This is a genomic window from Pseudomonas serbica (genome assembly GCF_028823535.1).
GTDB lineage: Bacteria > Pseudomonadota > Gammaproteobacteria > Pseudomonadales > Pseudomonadaceae > Aquipseudomonas > Aquipseudomonas serbica.
In genome coordinates this window covers 24,012-44,061 of sequence record NZ_JAQIYM010000006.1, presented here as the reverse complement: position 1 = coordinate 44,061, position 20,050 = coordinate 24,012, and the positions used below count along the sequence as shown (strand labels likewise).

18 protein-coding genes are annotated in these 20,050 nt (G+C 60.4%); 13 read left to right on the top strand and 5 right to left on the bottom strand.

All coding sequences use genetic code 11. From position 1 onward, the window contains the following. Positions 1–75: 75 nt before the first annotated feature. Positions 76–1,344 (bottom strand): malic enzyme-like NAD(P)-binding protein, encoded by a 1,269-nt coding sequence (locus NQL71_RS11060; protein ID WP_166618839.1) that lies wholly within the window; start codon positions 1,342–1,344, stop codon positions 76–78. 286 nt (positions 1,345–1,630) lie between these two features. After that, a complete protein-coding gene (gene rpmE, locus NQL71_RS11055; protein WP_008047849.1) occupies positions 1,631–1,849 on the bottom strand; it encodes a 50S ribosomal protein L31 in 219 nt (72 codons plus the stop codon). A gap of 287 nt (positions 1,850–2,136) precedes the next feature. Here rpmE and NQL71_RS11050 point away from each other — a divergent pair, with 287 nt between their 5' ends. The 10 genes from NQL71_RS11050 (at position 2,137) to NQL71_RS11005 (ending at position 15,029) form a co-directional block, all read left to right on the top strand. Next, positions 2,137–4,356 carry a primosomal protein N' gene (locus NQL71_RS11050; protein ID WP_046816954.1) on the top strand — a complete coding sequence of 740 codons (2,220 nt, stop codon included), beginning with the start codon at positions 2,137–2,139 and terminating at the stop codon, positions 4,354–4,356. Positions 4,357–4,492: 136 nt separating this feature from the next. Then, positions 4,493–6,229, top strand: coding sequence for an arginine--tRNA ligase (gene argS, locus NQL71_RS11045; RefSeq protein WP_046816953.1), 1,737 nt, complete (start codon positions 4,493–4,495; stop codon positions 6,227–6,229). Position 6,230: 1 nt separating this feature from the next. After that, positions 6,231–6,938 carry an SPOR domain-containing protein gene (locus NQL71_RS11040; RefSeq protein ID WP_046816952.1) on the top strand — a complete coding sequence of 236 codons (708 nt, stop codon included), beginning with the start codon at positions 6,231–6,233 and terminating at the stop codon, positions 6,936–6,938. A gap of 218 nt (positions 6,939–7,156) precedes the next feature. Continuing rightward, on the top strand, positions 7,157–7,687 hold the full coding sequence (hslV, locus tag NQL71_RS11035; protein WP_007975582.1) for an ATP-dependent protease subunit HslV: 531 nt from the start codon (positions 7,157–7,159) through the stop codon (positions 7,685–7,687). 55 nt (positions 7,688–7,742) lie between these two features. Further along, positions 7,743–9,080, top strand: a complete 1,338-nt coding sequence (gene hslU / locus NQL71_RS11030; RefSeq protein WP_274642642.1) for an ATP-dependent protease ATPase subunit HslU — start codon at positions 7,743–7,745, stop codon at positions 9,078–9,080. Between the two features lie 154 nt (positions 9,081–9,234). Further along, positions 9,235–9,612 (top strand): gamma-butyrobetaine hydroxylase family protein, encoded by a 378-nt coding sequence (locus tag NQL71_RS11025; RefSeq protein WP_046816950.1) that lies wholly within the window; start codon positions 9,235–9,237, stop codon positions 9,610–9,612. Positions 9,613–9,868: 256 nt separating this feature from the next. Further along, entirely contained in the window at positions 9,869–11,548 is a 1,680-nt protein-coding gene (gene phaC, locus NQL71_RS11020) for a class II poly(R)-hydroxyalkanoic acid synthase (protein WP_046816949.1), read from the top strand. A 141-nt stretch (positions 11,549–11,689) separates the two neighbouring features. Next, on the top strand, positions 11,690–12,544 hold the full coding sequence (gene phaZ / locus NQL71_RS11015; RefSeq protein ID WP_046816948.1) for a poly(3-hydroxyalkanoate) depolymerase: 855 nt from the start codon (positions 11,690–11,692) through the stop codon (positions 12,542–12,544). A 127-nt stretch (positions 12,545–12,671) separates the two neighbouring features. Beyond that, entirely contained in the window at positions 12,672–14,354 is a 1,683-nt protein-coding gene (gene phaC, locus NQL71_RS11010) for a class II poly(R)-hydroxyalkanoic acid synthase (protein WP_046816947.1), read from the top strand. Between the two features lie 57 nt (positions 14,355–14,411). Further along, the gene (locus NQL71_RS11005; protein ID WP_046816946.1) at positions 14,412–15,029 is read left to right on the top strand and encodes a TetR/AcrR family transcriptional regulator; all 618 of its coding nucleotides are present in this window, start codon (positions 14,412–14,414) and stop codon (positions 15,027–15,029) included. Positions 15,030–15,087: 58 nt separating this feature from the next. Here the strand turns inward: NQL71_RS11005 and NQL71_RS11000 are convergent, their stop codons facing one another. The 3 genes from NQL71_RS11000 to NQL71_RS10990 all read right to left on the bottom strand — a co-directional run bounded on the left by NQL71_RS11000 (position 15,088) and on the right by NQL71_RS10990 (position 16,862). Beyond that, positions 15,088–15,924, bottom strand: coding sequence for a phasin family protein (locus NQL71_RS11000; protein WP_077185455.1), 837 nt, complete (start codon positions 15,922–15,924; stop codon positions 15,088–15,090). A gap of 10 nt (positions 15,925–15,934) precedes the next feature. After that, positions 15,935–16,357, bottom strand: a complete 423-nt coding sequence (locus NQL71_RS10995) for a phasin family protein (protein ID WP_046816944.1) — start codon at positions 16,355–16,357, stop codon at positions 15,935–15,937. 229 nt (positions 16,358–16,586) lie between these two features. Then, positions 16,587–16,862, bottom strand: coding sequence for a polyhydroxyalkanoic acid system family protein (locus tag NQL71_RS10990; RefSeq protein WP_077185456.1), 276 nt, complete (start codon positions 16,860–16,862; stop codon positions 16,587–16,589). Between the two features lie 155 nt (positions 16,863–17,017). On the opposite strand from NQL71_RS10990, the gene ubiE reads away from it, so the two are divergent. Genes ubiE through ubiB form a run of 3 tightly spaced genes read left to right on the top strand, consistent with a single transcriptional unit; the run spans position 17,018 to position 20,012 of the window. Beyond that, positions 17,018–17,788: a bifunctional demethylmenaquinone methyltransferase/2-methoxy-6-polyprenyl-1,4-benzoquinol methylase UbiE gene (gene ubiE, locus NQL71_RS10985; RefSeq protein ID WP_033045331.1), complete on the top strand. Its 771-nt coding sequence runs from the start codon at positions 17,018–17,020 to the stop codon at positions 17,786–17,788. Continuing rightward, positions 17,788–18,411, top strand: coding sequence for a ubiquinone biosynthesis accessory factor UbiJ (locus tag NQL71_RS10980; RefSeq protein WP_077185457.1), 624 nt, complete (start codon positions 17,788–17,790; stop codon positions 18,409–18,411). Before ubiE ends, NQL71_RS10980 begins: the two co-directional genes overlap by 1 nt. Continuing rightward, positions 18,408–20,012, top strand: coding sequence for a ubiquinone biosynthesis regulatory protein kinase UbiB (ubiB, locus tag NQL71_RS10975; protein ID WP_046816941.1), 1,605 nt, complete (start codon positions 18,408–18,410; stop codon positions 20,010–20,012). The genes NQL71_RS10980 and ubiB overlap by 4 nt, the downstream gene beginning before the upstream one ends. The last annotated feature ends 38 nt before the right edge of the window (positions 20,013–20,050 follow it).

Sequence of the window (20,050 nt, the reverse complement as noted above, 5' to 3'; positions counted from 1 at the left end):
GACGCAAAACTCACAGATACGAAAAAGCCCCGACTCAAAATGAGCCGGGGCTTTTGGTTGAAGCGCTACAACGACTTAGCCGTTGAACACGTCATCCACGCTTTTCAGCGGGTAGTTCTTCGGATACGGCAGGGTTGCCACGCCGGTCTCGATCGCAGCCTTGGCCACGGCATCGGAGATCACGGTGATCAGGCGGGCGTCCATTGGTTTCGGAATGATGTACTCACGACCGAATTCCAGCGCGATGCCGCCGTAGGCGTCGCACACTTCCTGAGGTACTGGCAACTTGGCCAATTCGCGCAGGGCGTTGGCCGCAGCTACTTTCATTTCTTCGTTGATGCGCTTGGCGCGAACGTCCAGGGCACCACGGAAGATGAACGGGAAGCCCAGTACGTTGTTGACCTGGTTCGGGTAGTCCGAACGGCCGGTGGCCATGATCACGTCGTTGCGGGTGGCATGCGCCAGCTCCGGGGAAATTTCCGGATCCGGGTTCGAGCACGCGAACACGATCGGGTTAGGCGCCATCGACAGCAGGCCTTCAGGGCTCAGCAGGTTCGGGCCGGACAGGCCGACGAACACGTCTGCGCCTTGCAGGGCGTCTGCCAGGGTGCGCTTGTCGGTCGCGTGAGCGAAGACAGCCTTGTACTGGTTCAGGTCGTCACGGCCGGAGTGAATCACACCGGTACGGTCAACCATGTAGATGTTTTCGATGTTGGCACCCATGCTCACCAGCAATTTCATGCAGGAGATGGCGGCAGCGCCGGCACCCAGGCACACGATCTTGGCTTGCGGCAGGGTTTTGCCAGCGATTTCCAGGGCGTTGATCATGCCGGCAGCCGTCACGATCGCGGTGCCGTGCTGGTCGTCGTGGAATACCGGGATGTCGCACTGCTCGATCAGGGCACGTTCGATCTCAAAGCACTCAGGTGCCTTGATGTCTTCCAGGTTGATGCCACCGAAGGTGATGGAGATGCGCTTGACGGTGTCGATGAAGGCTTGCGGGCTTTCGGAGTCGACTTCGATGTCGAATACGTCGATACCGGCGAAGCGCTTGAACAGCACGCCTTTACCTTCCATCACTGGCTTGGAGGCCAATGGGCCGAGGTTACCCAGGCCCAGAATCGCGGTGCCATCGGAAATGACTGCAACCAGGTTGCCTTTGCCGGTGTATTTGTAGGCCAGCTCAGGATCGCGGGCGATCTCGCGTACTGGTTCAGCTACGCCGGGGCTGTAGGCCAGCGACAGGTCGCGGGCGGTAGCGGTGGCCTTGGTGAGCTCGACACTCAGCTTCCCTGGACGAGGATTGGCATGATATTCGAGAGCGGCAGTTTTCAGATCAGACATTTTGGCATTCCGCTTTTACTGTTGGACAGACTGGTCAGCGAGGATACGCGCCTCGCAAAATCCCCACAAGACTGACCGGTCACCCCTGTCAAGCACCCGTCCCTACGACTTTGGCCCAAGAGCCACGGAACACAAGGGATAGACTGTTCACAATCCACATTAAAAATGTCTACAATTATTTGAAAATGGCCATTGCAGCCAAATCCCAGACACAAAAAAGGCGCCCCAGGGGACGCCTTTTTCATCAGCATGGAAAAACGGCAACGCTTTCCCAGGTTGATTGGCCTTAGGCCTTTTTCGCACCGAAAGCACCGAAACGGTCTGCGAAGCGCTGAACGCGGCCGCCAGTGTCCAGAGTCTTCTGCTTACCGGTGTAGAACGGGTGGCATTCGTTGCAAACGTCGATCGCCAGGGCTTTGCCGAAGGTCGAACGGGTTTCGAACTTGTTGCCGCAGCTGCAGGTAACAGCAACTGCTGGGTATTCTGGATGGATATCAGCTTTCATGGTGTCTTCCTCTGGCTAGCGTGCCGCCACCCAACACTATTGTTGAATACCGCACGTAATTAGGCCGCGGATTCTACCAGACAATGCCAATCACGCAAGCTGTCCCTGAGACCGACCGTCTGCTAGGCTCCCGACCCAAAGCGCGATCCTTGTGGGAGCGGGCTTGCTCGCGAAAGCGGTGTGCCGGCCAGCATTCAAGGCGTCTGACACACCGCTTTCGCGAGCAAGCCCGCTCCCTTAGGTTATGTGTCATACCCTTCATTGCCTGTTGATCGAGACTCCCCCGCGTGCCCGACGCCATTTTGCGCCTCGCCCTGCCTTCGCCCCTGCGCCGCCTGTTCGACTACCGGGCGCCGGCCGGCGTGCTGCGTGCGCAGTTGCACCCCGGCATGCGCTTGCGGGTGCCGTTCGGTCGACGGGAGATGATCGGGATCCTGGTGGAAGTTACCGACACCAGTGAAGTACCGGTGGAGAAACTCAAACCTGCCCTCGCACTGCTGGATGCCACGCCGCCGCTGCCGCCCGCGCTGTTCAAGCTGTGCCTGTGGACATCCCAGTACTACCAGCACAGCCTCGGCGACACCTTGAGCTGGGCACTGCCGGTGTTGCTGCGCCAGGGTGAACTGGCCGAGGCGCGCCAGGAGCGCTTCTGGTCCGCTGCGCCAGGCGCCAGCCTCGATGACCCGCGTATCGCCCGAGCCCCGCGCCAGCGCGAAGCCTTGGCAACATTGGCCCAGCACCCTCACGGCGTCGCCCATCAGTTGCTGAGCAAGCTGATGCTGAGCAAGGACAGCCTCGATCTGTTGCTGGCCAAGGAACTGGTCCAGGTCGAGATCCGCAGGCACGCTCCTGGCGCCCGCCACGAACACTGGCTGGCCCAACCCGAACTGCCACTCAACCCGGAACAGCGGGCAGCCTATGAAGCCATTCGCGCCGGGTTCGACAGTTACCACGCGTTCCTTCTCGCCGGTGTTACCGGCAGCGGCAAAACCGAAGTTTATCTGCAACTGATCCGCGAAACCCTGGAGGCCGGCAAGCAAGCGCTGGTACTGATCCCGGAAATCAACCTCGGGCCGCAAACCCTGGCGCGCTTCGAGCAGCGCTTCAATGCGCGCATCGCGCTGATTCACTCGGCGGTCAATGATCGCGAACGTCTCGACGCCTGGCTCGCCGCCCGCGACGGCGAAGCCGACATCATTATCGGCACCCGCTCGGCGCTGTTCACGCCGATGAAAAACCCGGGACTGATCATCATCGACGAAGAACACGACGGCTCTTACAAGCAGCAGGAAGGCTTGCGCTACCACGCGCGCGACCTGGCGCTGGTACGGGCGCGCCAGGAAAACATCCCGATTGTCCTGGGCTCCGCCACGCCCTCGCTGGAAAGCCTGCACAACGCCTACACCGGCCGCTATGGACTGTTGCGGCTGAACGAGCGCGCGGGTGGTGCCAAGCAACCACGATTCCTGCGCCTGGATGTGAAAAGCCGTCCGCTGGACAGCGGCATTTCCGGCCCCATGCAACAAGCCATCGGCCAGACACTTGCCGCCGGCCAACAGGTGCTGGTATTCCTCAACCGCCGCGGTTTTGCCCCGACGCTGTTGTGCCACGACTGCGGCTGGATGTCCGAGTGCCAACGCTGCGATGCGCGCATGACCGTGCACCAGCGCTACGGCGAACTGCGCTGCCATCATTGCGGCTATGTCGAACGCGTGCCGCGCCAGTGCCCCAAATGCAGCAAGGTCGACTTGCGCCCCGTGGGAGCCGGTACCGAACGGGCCGAGGAACGCCTGGGGATCCTGTTCCCGGACTTTCCGGTGCTGCGGGTCGACCGCGACAGTACATCGCGCAAGGACGCAATGAACCAATTGTTCGCCACTATCCAGAAAGGTCACCCCTGCATCCTGGTCGGCACGCAGATGCTCGCCAAGGGACACCACTTTCCACGGGTCACCCTGGTCTCGATCCTGGATGCCGACGGCGGGCTGTTCTCCGGTGATTTCCGCGCCAGCGAGCGCATGGCGCAACTGATTGTCCAGGTCGCCGGTCGCGCGGGCCGGGCGGAAGAGCCGGGCAAGGTGATCATCCAGACGCACCTGGCCGACCATCCGCTGCTGGTGCAACTGACTGAACAGGGTTACTTCGCCTTTGCCGAACAGGCCTTGAGCGAGCGGCGCGCGGCGGGATTGCCACCGTTTGCGCATTTGGCGCTGCTGCGGGCCGAAGCGCACAAGCCGGGTCAGGCCGAAGGCTTTCTTGATGAAGCGTGCAGCGAGGCCGAGCGTTTGCTCGCCGATCAGAATCTGACCGGAATCGAACTGCTCGGGCCGGTGCCGGCACCGATGGAGCGGCGGGCCGGGCGTTATCGTGCGCAGTTGTTGCTGCAGGCTACCGCACGGGCGCCGCTGCATCGGTTGCTTGCCAGCTGGCTGCTGGTTTTGGAACAGATGCCGAGCGGGCGGGCGGTGCGTTGGTCATTGGATGTTGATCCCGTCGATTTGTATTGAACGGGCCGGCCGATTTGTCACCACATATCCATAACCTGCCCGCTATAGTTGGCAAGCTTGCCCGGGCAACGGATAATGCCCAGTTTTTCCACCAGCGCACGATGCGCCGCCGCGCTTGCGGTCGAAAGAGAAGACCATGAAAGACACCATTCGTCAGCTGATCCAACAAGCCATCACCCAACTCGTCAACGAAGGTGTGTTGCCTGAAGGCCTGTCGCCGGCGATCCAGGTGGAAAACTCCCGCGACAAGAAGAACGGCGACTTCGCCAGCAACATCGCCATGATGCTGGCGAAACCGGCCGGCATGAAGCCGCGCGACCTGGCGGAAAAAATCATCGCCGCGCTGCCCGCCGACGAAAACGTCTCCAAGGCCGAAATCGCCGGCCCTGGCTTCCTGAACTTCTTCCAGAACACCGATGCCCTGGCTTCGCGCCTGGACGCCGCCCTGGCCGACGCCAACATCGGCGTGCGCAAGGCCGGCCCAGTGCAGCGCACCGTGGTCGACCTGTCCGCCCCGAACCTGGCCAAGGAGATGCACGTCGGCCACTTGCGCTCGACCATCATTGGCGACGGCGTGGCCCGCGTACTCGAGTTCCTCGGCGATGAAGTGATCCGCCAGAACCACGTCGGCGACTGGGGCACCCAGTTCGGCATGTTGATGGCGTACCTGCAGGAAAACCCGATTACCAGCGACGAGCTGTCGGACCTGGAAAATTTCTACCGCGCCGCCAAGCAACGCTTCGACGAATCCGAAGAGTTCGCCGACCGCGCCCGTGGCCTGGTGGTCAAGCTGCAGGCCGGCGATGCCGATTGCCTGGCGCTGTGGACCAAGTTCAAGGACATCTCGCTGTCCCACTGCCAGAAAATCTACGAACTGCTGAACGTCAAGCTGACCATGGCCGACGTGATGGGCGAAAGCGCCTATAACGACGACCTGATCAACGTGGTCAACGACCTCAAGGCCGCTGGCATGCTGGTCGAGAGCAACGGCGCCCAGTGCGTGTTCCTCGACGAGTTCAAGAACGCCGACGGCGACCCGCTGCCGGTGATCATCGTCAAGGCCGATGGCGGCTACCTCTACGCCACCACCGACCTGGCCGCCGTACGCTACCGCAGCGGCAAGCTCAAGGCTGATCGTGCGCTGTACTTCGTCGACCAGCGTCAGGCCCTGCACTTCCAGCAGGTGTTTGCCGTGGCGCGCAAGGCCGGTTTCGTGACCCATCCAATGGAAATGGAACACATGGGCTTCGGCACCATGAACGGCGCTGACGGCCGCCCGTTCAAGACCCGTGATGGCGGCACCGTGAAGCTGATCGACCTGCTGACCGAAGCCCAGGAACGCGCCTACACCCTCGTGAAAGAGAAGAACCCTGAGCTGGCCGAAGCCGACCTGCGCAACATCGCCAAGGTCGTGGGCATCGGCGCGGTGAAATACGCCGACCTGTCCAAGCACCGCACCAGCGACTACAGCTTCAACTTCGACCTGATGCTGAACTTCGAAGGCAACACCGCGCCCTACCTGCTGTACGCCTACACCCGTGTGGCTGGCGTGTTCCGCAAACTCGGCAAGGACTTCAGCGAAGTCGAAGGCCAGATCGTGCTCGAAGCCACCCACGAACACGAACTGGCGGCAAAACTCGCACAATTTGGCGAAGTGCTGAACAACGTGGCCGAGAAAGGCACGCCGCACATTCTCTGCACTTACCTGTACGACGTCGCCGGCCTGTTCTCCAGCTTCTACGAGAACTGCCCGATCCTCGCCGCCGACACCCCGGCACAGATGCAGAGCCGCCTGCGCCTCGCCGCACTGACCGGTCGCACCCTCAAGCAAGGCCTGGAACTCTTGGGCCTAGAAACTCTGGAGCGTATGTAAGTTGGCTGCCAAGAAAAAACCTGCACCCAAGCGTGGCGCCAGCCGTTACCAAGCTCCAGCGAAACAACCGATCCCGGGTTGGCTGTGGATGGCCATTGGCCTGACGGTTGGCGCATTCATCGTTTTCCTGATGAAGCTGGAGCCGGGCAAAGGCAGCGACACGGTCAAGCGCGAGAAGGTGGAGCAACAACAGAAAGCCACCAAGATCGCCGAGGCTAACAAGACGCCGCCGAGCCCGACGCAACCGGTGAAGCCGAAATACGATTTCTACACCCTGCTGCCGGAATCGGAAGTCATAGTGCCACCGGATGCCGTACCGGAAAAAACCCTGCCGACGCCGCAGGTACCGGCCATTCCGACCACGCCGGTGACACCGGCTGAAGCGGCGAAGATCGACACCGCGCGTGCCCAGGCTGCCTTGTCCGGGATTACTCCGCCTCCTGCACCGCCGGTCAAGGCGGCGCCTGTGACGAAGTTTTTCCTGCAGGCCGGTTCGTTCCGCAAGGAGACTGATGCGGATAAGGTTCGCGCGCAGATCATCCTGCTCGGCCAGGCTGTGGCGGTTGAGTCCGGCACCGTCAAAGACGAGACCTGGTATCGGGTTCTGGTCGGTCCGTTCAGCAACCGTGAGCAACTGACCACGGCGCAGAAACAACTGGCGGGCGCAGGTTTCAGCAATTTGTTGTTACAACAACGCCAGAGCCGCTGAGACCGCGTCATCGTTCTTCGCGAGCAGGCTCGCTCCCACAGGGTTAGCGTAAATCCTGTGGGAGCGAGCCTGCTCGCGAAGGCGTCCTCATTATCACCAAAGCCATTTCTGTCTCACACCGCCCGTCCCCTCTCCCGCCCAACAGTTGAAATCCTCTCCACCACCCCCATATGAATGGGCATAAGGCATTTTCGCCCCGCAGCGTGGAGACTCTTCCCTTGACCACCATCGTTTCAGTTCGCCGCCACGGCAAAGTCGTCATGGGCGGCGACGGCCAGGTTTCTCTTGGCAATACCGTGATGAAAGGCAACGCGAAAAAAGTTCGTCGCCTGTACCACGGCCAGGTCATTGCAGGTTTTGCCGGTGCCACCGCTGACGCCTTTACCCTGTTCGAACGCTTCGAAGGCCAACTTGAAAAGCACCAGGGTCACCTGGTACGCGCCGCTGTCGAACTCGCTAAAGAATGGCGTACCGACCGCTCCCTGAGCCGCCTCGAAGCCATGCTCGCGGTCGCCAACAAAGACGCCTCCCTGATCATCACCGGCAACGGCGACGTGGTCGAGCCTGAAGACGGCCTGATCGCCATGGGTTCCGGCGGCGCCTATGCACAAGCGGCAGCCAGCGCACTGCTGAAAAAAACCGACCTGTCGGCCCGGGAAATCGTTGAAACCGCCCTCGGTATTGCCGGCGACATCTGTGTATTCACCAACCACACCCAGACCATTGAGGAGCAGGACTGCGCCGAGTAAAGCCTGACTTGGCCCTGTGCCACGGCTCATTCTTGCTTGAGGTCCTTTGAATATTATGTCCATGACTCCCCGTGAAATCGTCCACGAACTCAATCGCCACATCATCGGCCAGGACGATGCCAAACGCGCCGTCGCCATTGCCCTGCGCAATCGCTGGCGTCGCATGCAGCTGCCTGAAGAGCTGCGCGTTGAAGTAACGCCCAAGAACATTCTGATGATCGGCCCGACCGGCGTCGGTAAAACCGAGATCGCCCGTCGCCTGGCGAAACTGGCCAACGCACCTTTCATCAAGGTCGAAGCGACCAAGTTCACTGAAGTCGGCTATGTCGGCCGCGACGTCGAATCGATCATTCGTGACCTGGCCGATGCCGCGATCAAGCTGCTGCGCGAACAGGAAATCGTCAAGGTTCGCCACCGTGCCGAAGACGCAGCAGAAGAGCGCATCCTCGACGCCCTGCTGCCGCCGGCACGCATGGGTTTCAGCAACGACGATGCCCCGACTGCTGATTCCAACACCCGCCAACTGTTCCGCAAGCGCCTGCGCGAAGGTCAACTGGACGACAAGGAGATCGAGATCGAAGTCGCCGAAATGGCCGGCGTCGACATCTCTGCGCCACCGGGCATGGAAGAAATGACCAACCAGCTTCAAAGCCTGTTTGCCAACATGGGTAAGGGTAAGAAAAAAGCTCGCAAGCTCAAGGTCAAAGAAGCGCTGAAGATGGTGCGCGACGAAGAAGCCGGTCGCCTGGTCAACGATGATGAGTTGAAAGCCAAGGCACTGGAAGCGGTCGAACAGCACGGCATCGTGTTCATCGACGAAATCGACAAGGTCGCCAAACGCGGCAACTCCGGCGGCGTCGATGTGTCCCGCGAAGGCGTGCAGCGTGACTTGCTGCCGCTCATCGAAGGCTGCACCGTCAACACCAAGCTGGGCATGGTCAAGACCGACCACATCCTGTTCATTGCTTCGGGTGCGTTCCACCTGAGCAAGCCAAGCGACCTGGTGCCCGAGCTGCAAGGTCGTCTGCCGATCCGTGTCGAACTCAAGGCCCTGAGCCCGGAAGACTTCGAGCGTATCCTCAGCGAACCTCACGCCTCGCTCACCGAGCAATACTGCGCACTGCTGAAAACCGAAGGCTTGGGTATCGAGTTCCCGCCGAGCGGCATCAAGCGCATTGCCGAGATCGCCTGGCAGGTCAACGAAAAAACCGAAAACATCGGTGCCCGTCGCCTGCACACTTTGCTTGAGCGCCTGCTGGAAGAAGTGTCTTTCAGTGCCGGCGACCTGGCCAGCGTCCATGACGACAAGGTGATCCAGATCGACGCCGACTACGTCAACAGCCACCTGGGTGAATTGGCGCAGAACGAAGACCTGTCCCGTTATATCCTGTAAGCCATACTTACAGCGATGACGGACCCTGTGGGAGCGGGCTTGCTCGCGAAAGCGGTCTGACAATCAACATCAATGTTGAATGTTAAGGCCCCTTCGCGAGCAAGCCCGCTCCCACATTTGAATCGGGGTCCCACACCTAATCGGACATCCGGCCATGACCCAGCTCCCCACCGACATCAAGCTGCACAAAGCCTCGAAAACCCTGACGCTCAAATACGCGTCCGGCGAGGAATACACCCTGCCCGCCGAGTTCCTGCGCGTGCACTCTCCCTCCGCCGAGGTCCAGGGCCACGGCAAACCCATCCTGCAATTTGGCAAGATCAACGTAGGGCTGAGCAAGATAGAACCTGCCGGTCAGTACGCATTGAAGCTGACCTTCGACGATGGCCACGACAGCGGCCTGTTCACTTGGGAATACCTCTACGAACTGGGGCGACGTCATGACGCACTCTGGGAGGATTATCTTGCCGAGCTCAAAGCCGCAGGGAAAACCCGTGACCCGAACGAATCTGTCGTCAAGCTGATGCTCTAGCCCGAGCCTCTTGCTCTTTAGAGGGCATTTTCTAATTTCATCTGTTTGAATGCTCGGCTTCAGGGCCGACGCTTGGCCCGCTTGCGAAAAAAATTAAACTCGGGTAACCAATGGATTGGCAAGTTCCCTGCAGTGCTCTCTGAACTAAAAAGCAGTGATGCAGAATTAAAGTCACCCAAGCAGTAGTACCTTGCCGTTGTTGTGTGACTACACAGCAGGATCAAGGTACTCGTCTCAGGGCAATGGAGCGTCGTAGATGAGTAACAAGAGTAACGATGAGTTGAAGTATCAAGCCTCAGAAAACACCTTGGGGCTCAATCCTGTCGTTGGGCTGCGTGGAAAGGATCTACTGGCTTCTGCTCGAATGGTGCTCAGGCAGGCCATCAGGCAACCGGTGCACAGCGTCAAGCACGTTGCGCATTTTGGCCTCGAACTCAAGAACGTGCTGTTTGGTAAATCCGGGCTGCAACCGACCAGCGATGATCGTCGGTTCGCCGATCCGGCCTGGAGCCAGAACCCGCTCTATAAACGTTATTTGCAAACCTACCTGGCGTGGCGCAAGGAACTCCACGACTGGATCGACGAAAGTAACCTCACCCCCAAGGATGTGGCACGCGGGCACTTCGTGATCAACCTCATGACCGAAGCCATGGCGCCGACCAACACCGCAGCCAACCCGGCGGCAGTCAAACGCTTTTTCGAAACCGGCGGCAAAAGCCTGCTTGATGGCCTTTCGCACCTGGCCAAGGACCTTGTACACAACGGCGGCATGCCGAGCCAGGTCAACATGGGCGCGTTCGAGGTCGGCAAGAGCCTGGGCGTGACCGAAGGCGCGGTCGTATTCCGCAACGATGTACTGGAACTGATCCAGTACAAGCCGATCACCGAGCAGGTCCACGAGCGACCATTGCTGGTGGTGCCGCCGCAGATAAACAAGTTCTACGTATTCGACCTGAGCCCGGACAAGAGCCTGGCGCGGTTCTGCCTGCGCAACAACGTGCAGACCTTCATTGTCAGCTGGCGCAACCCGACCAAGGAACAGCGCGAGTGGGGCCTGTCGACTTACATCGAAGCCCTCAAGGAAGCGGTTGACGTGGTCACCGCGATCACCGGCAGCAAAGACGTGAACATGCTCGGGGCCTGCTCCGGCGGCATCACCTGCACCGCGCTGCTGGGCCACTATGCGGCGATCGGCGAGAACAAGGTCAATGCCCTGACCTTGCTGGTGAGCGTGCTCGATACCACCCTGGACAGCGACGTCGCCCTCTTCGTCAACGAACAGACCCTCGAAGCCGCCAAGCGCCACTCGTACCAGGCCGGTGTACTGGAAGGCCGCGACATGGCGAAAGTCTTCGCCTGGATGCGTCCCAACGACCTGATCTGGAACTACTGGGTCAACAATTACCTGCTGGGCAACGAACCGCCGGTGTTCGACATCCTGTTCTGGAACAACGACACTACCCGGTTGCCCGCCGCATTCCACGGCGACCTGATCGAGCTGTTCAAAAACAACCCACTGATTCGCTCGAATGCACTGGAAGTGTGCGGCACCGCCATCGACCTCAAGCAAGTGACGGCCGACATCTTTTCCCTGGCCGGCACCAACGACCACATCACCCCGTGGAAGTCCTGCTACAAGTCGGCGCAACTGTTCGGCGGCAACGTTGAATTCGTGCTGTCGAGCAGCGGGCATATCCAGAGCATCCTGAATCCACCGGGCAATCCGAAATCCCGCTACATGACCAGCACCGAACCGGCGAGCAGTGCCGATGAATGGCAACAGAACGCCACCAAGCACACCGATTCCTGGTGGCTGCACTGGCAGGCCTGGCAGGCTCAGCGCTCCGGCGAACTGAAAAAGTCCCCGGTAAAACTGGGCAACAAGGCTTACCCGGCAGGCGAGGCGGCTCCCGGCACTTACGTACACGAGCGCTAGACCCACAGACTTGTAGGAGCCGGCTTGCTGGCGATTGCCTCATCACGGTGAGACTGGCAAACCGCGCTGAACGCATCGCCAGCAAACCGGCTCCTACAGGATGTGTGTCAGGAATTACGATCCACCCACAGGGCCAGAAGCATGCCGCAACCGTTCATATTCCGCACCGTCGACCTGGATGGCCAGACCCTCCGCACGGCGGTGCGCCCCGGCAAGCCTCACTTGACGCCCTTGCTGATTTTCAACGGCATCGGCGCCAACCTGGAGCTGGTGTTCCCGTTCGTCGCGGCGCTGGACCCGGACCTCGAAGTCATCGCCTTCGACGTACCCGGTGTCGGCGGTTCGTCGACGCCGAGGCGCCCGTACCGCTTTCCGGGCCTGGCGAAACTCACGGCACGCATGCTCGACTATCTCGATTACGGGCAAGTCAATGTGATCGGCGTGTCATGGGGTGGCGCTCTTGCACAGCAATTCGCCTATGACTATCCGGAGCGTTGCAAGAAACTTGTCCTGGCGGCGACGGCAGCGGGTACGGTGATGGTGCCGGGCAAGCCAAAGGTCTTGTGGATGATGGCCAGCCCACGACGTTACATCCAGCCCTCCCATGTGATCCGCATTGCGCCGATGATCTACGGCGGCTCATTCCGACGCGACCCGACGCTCGCCGCGAGCCATGCAGCGAAAGTCCGCTCGGCGGGCAAGCTCGGTTATTACTGGCAACTGTTCGCCGGTTTCGGCTGGACCAGCATCCACTGGCTGCACAAGATCAATCAGCCGACCCTGGTCCTGGCGGGTGACGACGACCCGCTGATCCCGCTGATCAACATGCGCCTGCTGGCCTGGCGGATCCCCAATTCCCAGTTGCACATCATCGACGACGGCCATCTGTTCCTGATTACCCGGGCCGAAGCGGTGGCGCCAATCATCATGAAGTTCCTCGAGGAGGAGCGTCAGCGTGCTGTGATGCACCCGCATCCGGCGCCACTGGGCGGTTGATCGGCCCATTTTTTGTATGGGAAAGAGGGAGCGGCCGACATCGCACCGCGCAACAACCCGTTACAGCGTCTATGGTGTTCTGGTTCGGTGTTTTGTATTTGGCCTGAAGACGAAGGAGTGTTGAGTCATGCGCGATAAACCTGCGAGGGAGTCATTACCCACTCCCGCCGCGTTCATCAACGCACAAAGTGCGATTACCGGCCTGCGCGGTCGGGATCTGATTTCGACTTTGCGCAGTGTGGCCGCCCATGGCCTGCGCAACCCCGTACACACCGCTCGACACGCCTTGAAACTGGGTGGTCAACTGGGCCGCGTGTTGCTGGGCGACACCCTGCATCCGACCAATCCCCAGGACCGTCGTTTTGACGATCCTGCGTGGAGCCTCAACCCCTTTTATCGTCGCAGCCTGCAGGCCTACCTGAGCTGGCAGAAGCAGGTCAAAAGCTGGATCGACGACAGCAACATGAACCCCGACGACCGCGCCCGCGCGCACTTCGCGTTCGCCCTGCTCAACGATGCCGTGTCGCCGTCCAACAGCCTGCTCAATCCTCTGGCGATCAAGGAAATCTTCAACTCAGGCGGCAACAGCCTGGTACGCGGGATCGGCCATCTGGTCGATGACCTCCTGCACAACGACGGCCTGCCCAGGCAGGTCACCAAGCACGCATTCGAGGTCGGCAAGACCGTCGCCACCACCACCGGCGCCGTGGTGTTTCGCAACGAACTGCTGGAGCTGATCCAGTACAAGCCGATGAGCGAAAAGCAGTATTCCAAACCGTTGCTGGTGGTACCCCCTCAGATCAACAAGTACTACATTTTCGACCTCAGCCCGCACAACAGTTTCGTCCAGTACGCGCTCAAGAACGGCCTGCAGACCTTCGTGATCAGCTGGCGCAATCCGGATGTGCGGCACCGCGAATGGGGCCTGTCGACTTACGTTGAGGCGGTGGAAGAAGCCATGAACGTGTGCCGGGCAATCACCGGCGCGCGCGAGGTCAACCTGATGGGCGCCTGCGCTGGCGGGCTGACCATTGCCGCCTTGCAGGGTCACCTGCAAGCCAAGCGACAGCTGCGCCGCGTCTCCAGCGCGACCTACCTGGTGAGCCTGCTCGACAGTCAACTGGACAGTCCGGCCACGCTCTTCGCCGATGAACAGACGCTGGAAGCCGCCAAGCGCCGCTCCTACCAGAAAGGCGTACTGGATGGCCGCGACATGGCCAAGGTCTTCGCCTGGATGCGCCCCAACGACTTGATCTGGAGTTACTTCGTCAACAACTACCTGATGGGCAAGGAGCCGCCTGCGTTCGACATTCTCTACTGGAACAACGACAACACACGCCTTCCGGCCGCCCTGCATGGCGACTTGCTGGACTTCTTCAAGCACAACCCGCTGAGCCATCCTGGGGGCCTGGAAGTGTGCGGCACCCCGATCGATTTGCAGAAGGTCACCGTCGACAGCTTCAGCGTGGCCGGCATCAACGACCACATCACACCGTGGGACGCGGTGTATCGCTCGACCCTGTTGCTCGGTGGCGAACGCCGCTTCGTCCTGTCCAACAGCGGTCATATACAGAGCATTCTCAACCCGCCGAACAACCCGAAAGCCAACTACGTCGAAGGCTCCAAACTGAGCAGCGACCCCAGGGCCTGGTACTACGACGCCAAGCCCGTCGACGGTAGCTGGTGGACGCAATGGCTGAGCTGGATTCAGGAGCGCTCGGGCGCACAGAAAGAAACCCACATGGCCCTCGGCAATCAGAATTATCCACCGATGGAGGCGGCGCCCGGCACTTACGTGCGCGTACGCTGATGTTCAACGACCACGGCCCCTGCCGGCCGTGGCATGACTCGATCATAAGAAGACTGGATGAAAACCCGCGACCGGATTCTCGAATGTGCCCTGCAATTGTTCAATGAAAAGGGCGAACCGAATGTTTCCACCATGGAAGTCGCCAACGAAATGGGCATCAGCCCGGGCAATCTCTACTACCACTTCCACGGCAAGGAGCCGCTGATTCTCGGCCTGTTCGAACGCTTCCAGGCCGAACTGGCGCCGCTGCTCGATCCACCGGCCGACGTCGAACTGGCTCCCGAGGATTACTGGCTGTTCCTGCACCTGATCGTCGAACGCCTGTCCCACTATCGCTTTCTTTTCCAGGACCTGTCGAACCTGGCTGGGCGCCTGCCGAAACTGGCCAAGGGCATTCGCAACCTGCTCAATGCACTCAAGCGTACACTGGCGTCATTGCTGGCCCGCTTGAAGGCCCTGGGGCAACTGGTCAGCGACACCCAGGCGCTGGGGCAACTGGTGGAGCAGATCACGCTGACGCTGCTGTTCTCACTGGACTATCAGCGGATTCTTGGCCGCGAAGGCGAAGTGCGATTGGTGGTTTACCAGATCATGATGCTGGTGGCGCCGCACTTGTTGCCCCCGATCAAGGCGGCGACGGAGCAAATGGCGATGCAGTACCTGCAAGAGCATTAAGCGCCACAAACAAAAACGCCCGACCTTGGCAGGCCGGGCGTTTTTTTGAGCCCTGGAATCAGGACTGACTGGTTGGCGTCGATGGAGCTGGCGCGGCAGTCGAGGTTACAGCAGGGGTCGGCGCAGAGGCGGAGTTCGAGGTGCTCGCCGGCGTTACCGGGGTTGCCGGTTTGGCGGCAGCCACTGCTGGTTTGGGTGCGGCAGCTTTTGGAGCGGCCGGTTTTTTCACTGCTGGCTTCTTCGCAGCAGCAGGTTTTGCCGCAGGCTTGGCGGCCGGTTTGGCAGCAGCGGTTTTCGCTGCAGGCTTGGCGGCGGTTTTGGCGGCTGCAGGTTTAGCCGCTGGCTTGGCTGCGGCTGGCTTGGCGGCGGCAGTTTTTGCAGCCGGTTTGGCAGCAGGTTTGGCTGCCGCTTTTGCCAATGGCTTGGCTGCGGTTTTGGCTGCCGGCTTGGCTGCCGCAGTTTTCGCCGCAACAGGCGCAACCTTGGCACCGGTGAGTTTTTCGATTTGCTTGGTCAGGGTATCGACCTTGCTGTGCAGTGCCTTGACCTCATTGCGGCTAGGTACGCCCAGGCGCGAAATGGCGCTGTTCAGGCGCTTGTCGAAAGCCCCTTCCAGCTCATCCCACTTGCCCAGTGCACGATCCTTCACGCCGCTGATGCGCGACTTGGCAGAAGAAGCGGAGTCTTTGGCGGCGTCGACAGTTTTGCCAACAGCGTTCTTGGTCAGCTTCTCGGCTTTCTCGCCGTCTTTAACCAGTGAGTCGAAGAGTTTGCTGCCGTCAGTGTCGATCTTCGAGTACACGCCTAAACCAGCCAGCCAGATTTTGCGGGAGTAGTCTTCGACTTTCCCAATCCACGAGCTGCCTTCTTTTTCGGTGTTCTTTTTACCAGCCATCCCGTTCTCCTTAAGATTTACGCGCGACGCGTTCGAGCAGTGCCGTCAGCTCATCGAGCTTGGCAGAGAGTGTCTCAACGTCATGTTTAGACGGAATGCCGATACGATTCAAGGTACTTGCGACACGCGTGTCGAACACCTTCTCGACTTTGTCGAGCTGAACTTCGACCTTGCCTTTGAAAGTGCTCACTTCGCTCTTGGCTTCATCGATCTCGGCATTCGCCGCTTCAAGCTTTTCGGCAACTACTTTTTTGCCTTTGGTTTCAACTGCTTGCCCAGCCTTGATCAACTCTTGAAAGTACTCGCTACCCTCTTGGCCGACCTTGGTATAGGCACCCAGGCCTGCCAGCCAGATCCTGCGGGCATACGATTTGACGTCATGCAGAGCGGTCGTCGATGCGTCGATTTTTTTCTTCAAAATAACTTTGGCCATGGTGCACCTCACGCGCAGAAGGTTTGAGGAACTGCCCGCGAAAGTGTCGGGCTCAGGCACAAAGTAGGGAGAAAAATTAGAAACGGCACCCTAACAACTGACATGAATCGATGGTGCCCTCACCGCTCACTGTAGGAGCAAGCTTGCTCGCGATGCAGGCACCTCGGTTTTCCAGTTACACCGCGTAGATGCCATCGCGAGCAAGCTTGCTCCTACAAGATCGCGCGCCTTATGCCAGCGCCTTGTCCAGCGCCTTCTCGATCTCGGCTTTGATCATGCCGCTCATGGCCGACATCATCAGGCCCAATTCCACATCGACCTTGATCGAATCGTCACTGACATGCACCGCACCTTTCACACCCGAACGCTTGAGGTTCAGGGTGTCGCCGGACCACTGCGGCTCCAGGCCATATTGATCGTGTAGTTTCTGCGCCAGCTTGTCGGCCTTCTCGCGCGCCGCTTCCTTACCCAGGCCGTGGGCCCGTTCAACACTAATATGGGCCATCGAATGACTCCTGCTTTATGAATGCTTTCGCGAGACATCTTGACCTCTGCTGCGTCAAAACGTCCCGATGGTTGCCCATCTTACCTTCAGCCTTGCCAAGACAAAGCATGCCTTGGGGATTAGAATGTCGCGCATTCTCTTTTGGTGACAGCGATATGACTGATCAGCGCAAAGGCAACGACGCCGAACCCACCACTCACTTCGGCTTCAAAAACGTTCCGGAAAGCCAGAAAGCGGAAAAAGTCGCTGAGGTTTTCCACTCGGTAGCTGCCAAGTACGACCTGATGAACGACCTCCTGTCGGGCGGCATGCACCGTCTGTGGAAGCGTTTCGCGATCGAACTGTCGGGCGTGCGCACCGGTAACCGGGTACTGGACATCGCCGGCGGCACAGGCGACCTGACCCGCAAGTTCTCGCACCTCGTTGGCCCGACCGGCCAGGTGGTGTTGGCCGATATCAACGAATCCATGCTCAAGGTCGGTCGCGATCGCCTGCTGGATCTGGGTGTGGCCGGCAACGTTGAATTCGTCCAGGCCGACGCGGAAAAGCTGCCGTTCCCGGACAACCATTTCGACTGCGTGACCATCGCCTTCGGCTTGCGCAACGTCACGCACAAGGAAGACGCCCTGCGTTCGATGCTGCGTGTACTCAAGCCTGGCGGTCGCCTGCTGGTGTTGGAGTTCTCCAAACCGACCAACGCATTGATGTCCAAAGCCTACGACGCCTACTCGTTCGCCTTCATGCCACTGATGGGCAAGCTGATCACCAATGATTCGGAAAGCTATCGCTACCTGGCTGAATCGATCCGCATGCACCCGAACCAGGAAACCCTGAAGTCGATGATGGTCGAGGCCGGTTTCGACCGCGTGACCTATCACAACATGACCGCAGGCATCGTCGCCCTGCACCGCGGCATCAAGCCCTGATGTTGCTCGCCGGCCTGCTCGCCAGCGTTGAACTCGGCCTGAACCGGGTGCTGCGTCTCGACAGCACGGCGCTGCCGCGGCTGGCGCATTTGAGCGGCAAGGTGATTGCCGTCGATTGCCGCAGCCCGGCGTTGCAACTGTTCATCCTGCCCAGCGACGAAGGCCTGATGCTTGCTTCGCAGTGGGAAACCGGCGCCGACTGCACTCTTCGCGCACCGGCCTCGAGCCTGCTGAAACTGGCCACGAGCAAGGACAAGACCGCGGTGCTGCACGCGCCGCAAGTCGAGCTCGATGGTGACAGCGGTGTACTGCTGGAACTGGCGGCGATCCTTCAGGACCTGGAACTGGACTGGGAGTACGAACTCTCACGCTGGCTTGGCCCGGTTGCCACGCAACTGGTCGGCGGTCACCTGCGCAGCCGCGCCCGCTGGTATCAGCAAGGGTTCACCAGCCTGGGCCAGAACCTGGGCGAATACCTGGCCGAAGAATCGCGCACCCTCGTCGGTCAGCGCGAGGCCGAAGCCCGATTCACTGAACTGGACCAGATCAAGCTCGATCTGGAACGTCTCGAGGCGCGTTTCGAGCGCCTTTCCCGATCCCTCGACCCAAGCGATAACGCATGAAGCTGCTTGCCGTCCGCCGTTTGTTGCGCATCCAGCGCGTCGTGATCCGCTACCGCCTCGATGACCTGCTGTTCGCCCTGCCGCTGCCCTGGTTCCTCCTGGTGCTGCGTTACGCCCTGCCGTGGCGCTGGTTTCCGCGCAAGACCCTGGACCTCAGCCGTGGCGCGCGCTTGCGCCTGGCGCTGCAGGACCTGGGGCCGATCTTCATCAAGTTCGGGCAGATCCTGTCCACCCGCCGCGACCTGCTGCCGGAAGACATCGCCGATGAGCTGATGAAGCTGCAGGACCGCGTGCCACCGTTCGACTCGCAGGTGTCGGTCAAGCTGATCGAAGAGCAGCTGGGCAAGAAAATTAGTGAAGTGTTCAGCCGCTTCGACGTCGAACCGCTGGCCTCGGCGTCGGTGGCCCAAGTGCACGCCGCGCAGCTGAAAACCGGCGAAGAAGTCGTGGTCAAGGTGATCCGGCCGGGCCTCAAGCCGGTGATTGCCCAGGACCTGGCGTGGCTGTTCATCCTTGCCCGGGCCGCCGAAAAGCTCTCGGCCGATGCGCGCCTGCTGCACCCGGTGGACGTGGTCCAGGACTACGAAAAAACCATCTACGACGAACTCGACCTGCTGCGTGAAGCGGCCAACGCCAGCCAGTTGAAGCGCAACTTCGACGGTTCGCCGCTGCTGTACGTGCCACAAGTCTATTGGGACTGGTGCCGGCCGAAAGTGCTGGTGATGGAGCGCATATACGGCATCCAGGTCACTGACCTCGCGACCCTGGCCGACCAGCGCACCGACATGAAAATGCTCGCCGAACGCGGCGTGGAAATCTTCTTCACCCAGGTGTTCCGCGACAGTTTCTTCCACGCCGACATGCACCCCGGCAACATCTTCGTCAGCACCGTGAACCCGTGGAGCCCGCAGTACATTGCGATCGACTGCGGCATCGTCGGCAGCCTGACCCCGGAAGACCAGGATTACCTGGCTCGCAACCTGTTTGCGTTCTTCAAGCGTGATTACCGGCGTGTGGCACAGCTGCACATCGATTCGGGCTGGGTGCCGGCGGAAACCAAGCTCAACGAATTCGAAGCGGCGATCCGGACGGTTTGCGAGCCAATCTTTGAAAAACCGTTAAAAGATATTTCCTTCGGCCAGGTGCTGATGCGCCTGTTCCAGACAGCTCGTCGCTTCAACATGGAAGTGCAGCCGCAACTTGTGCTGCTGCAGAAAACCCTGTTGAACATCGAAGGCCTGGGCCGCCAGCTGTACCCGGATCTCGACCTGTGGAACACCGCACAACCTTTCCTCGAACGCTGGATGCGTGAGCGCGTCAGTCCCAAAGCCCTGCTCGGCAACGTGCAGAGCCAGTTCGAGCAGCTCCCGCACCTGGCCAACATGGCTCGCGACCTGCTCGAACGCATGTCCCAGCCGCACGCCTACGACCCGCCGCCACCGTGGCACCGCCGCCGTGACGACTGGTTCCTGCGCCTGCTCGGTACGGCGCACCTGGCCGGTGGCGCGATCCTCGCCGCGGGTGGTCCGTTGAACGACCTGGCCTACTGGCCGGCGGGCATCATGATGGCCGTCGGCTTGTATCTGGTCGTTCGCCGATAGCCAGTTGTGCTGCGCACTGGCACACTGTTTCAACGTTG

What these genes read in the sequence shown, in the direction of transcription:
- rpmE (WP_008047849.1), bottom strand. Translation starts at nt 1,849, where the DNA reads ATGAAAGCTGATATCCATCCAGAATACCCAGCAGTTGCTGTTACCTGC.
- hslU (WP_274642642.1), top strand. Translation starts at nt 7,743, where the DNA reads ATGTCCATGACTCCCCGTGAAATCGTCCACGAACTCAATCGCCACATC.
- NQL71_RS10980 (WP_077185457.1), top strand. Translation starts at nt 17,788, where the DNA reads ATGTTGCTCGCCGGCCTGCTCGCCAGCGTTGAACTCGGCCTGAACCGG.
- NQL71_RS11025 (WP_046816950.1), top strand. Translation starts at nt 9,235, where the DNA reads ATGACCCAGCTCCCCACCGACATCAAGCTGCACAAAGCCTCGAAAACC.
- argS (WP_046816953.1), top strand. Translation starts at nt 4,493, where the DNA reads ATGAAAGACACCATTCGTCAGCTGATCCAACAAGCCATCACCCAACTC.
- ubiB (WP_046816941.1), top strand. Translation starts at nt 18,408, where the DNA reads ATGAAGCTGCTTGCCGTCCGCCGTTTGTTGCGCATCCAGCGCGTCGTG.
- NQL71_RS11060 (WP_166618839.1), bottom strand. Translation starts at nt 1,344, where the DNA reads ATGTCTGATCTGAAAACTGCCGCTCTCGAATATCATGCCAATCCTCGT.
- ubiE (WP_033045331.1), top strand. Translation starts at nt 17,018, where the DNA reads ATGACTGATCAGCGCAAAGGCAACGACGCCGAACCCACCACTCACTTC.
- NQL71_RS11005 (WP_046816946.1), top strand. Translation starts at nt 14,412, where the DNA reads ATGAAAACCCGCGACCGGATTCTCGAATGTGCCCTGCAATTGTTCAAT.
- phaZ (WP_046816948.1), top strand. Translation starts at nt 11,690, where the DNA reads ATGCCGCAACCGTTCATATTCCGCACCGTCGACCTGGATGGCCAGACC.
- NQL71_RS10995 (WP_046816944.1), bottom strand. Translation starts at nt 16,357, where the DNA reads ATGGCCAAAGTTATTTTGAAGAAAAAAATCGACGCATCGACGACCGCT.
- NQL71_RS11000 (WP_077185455.1), bottom strand. Translation starts at nt 15,924, where the DNA reads ATGGCTGGTAAAAAGAACACCGAAAAAGAAGGCAGCTCGTGGATTGGG.
- NQL71_RS10990 (WP_077185456.1), bottom strand. Translation starts at nt 16,862, where the DNA reads ATGGCCCATATTAGTGTTGAACGGGCCCACGGCCTGGGTAAGGAAGCG.
- phaC (WP_046816949.1), top strand. Translation starts at nt 9,869, where the DNA reads ATGAGTAACAAGAGTAACGATGAGTTGAAGTATCAAGCCTCAGAAAAC.
- phaC (WP_046816947.1), top strand. Translation starts at nt 12,672, where the DNA reads ATGCGCGATAAACCTGCGAGGGAGTCATTACCCACTCCCGCCGCGTTC.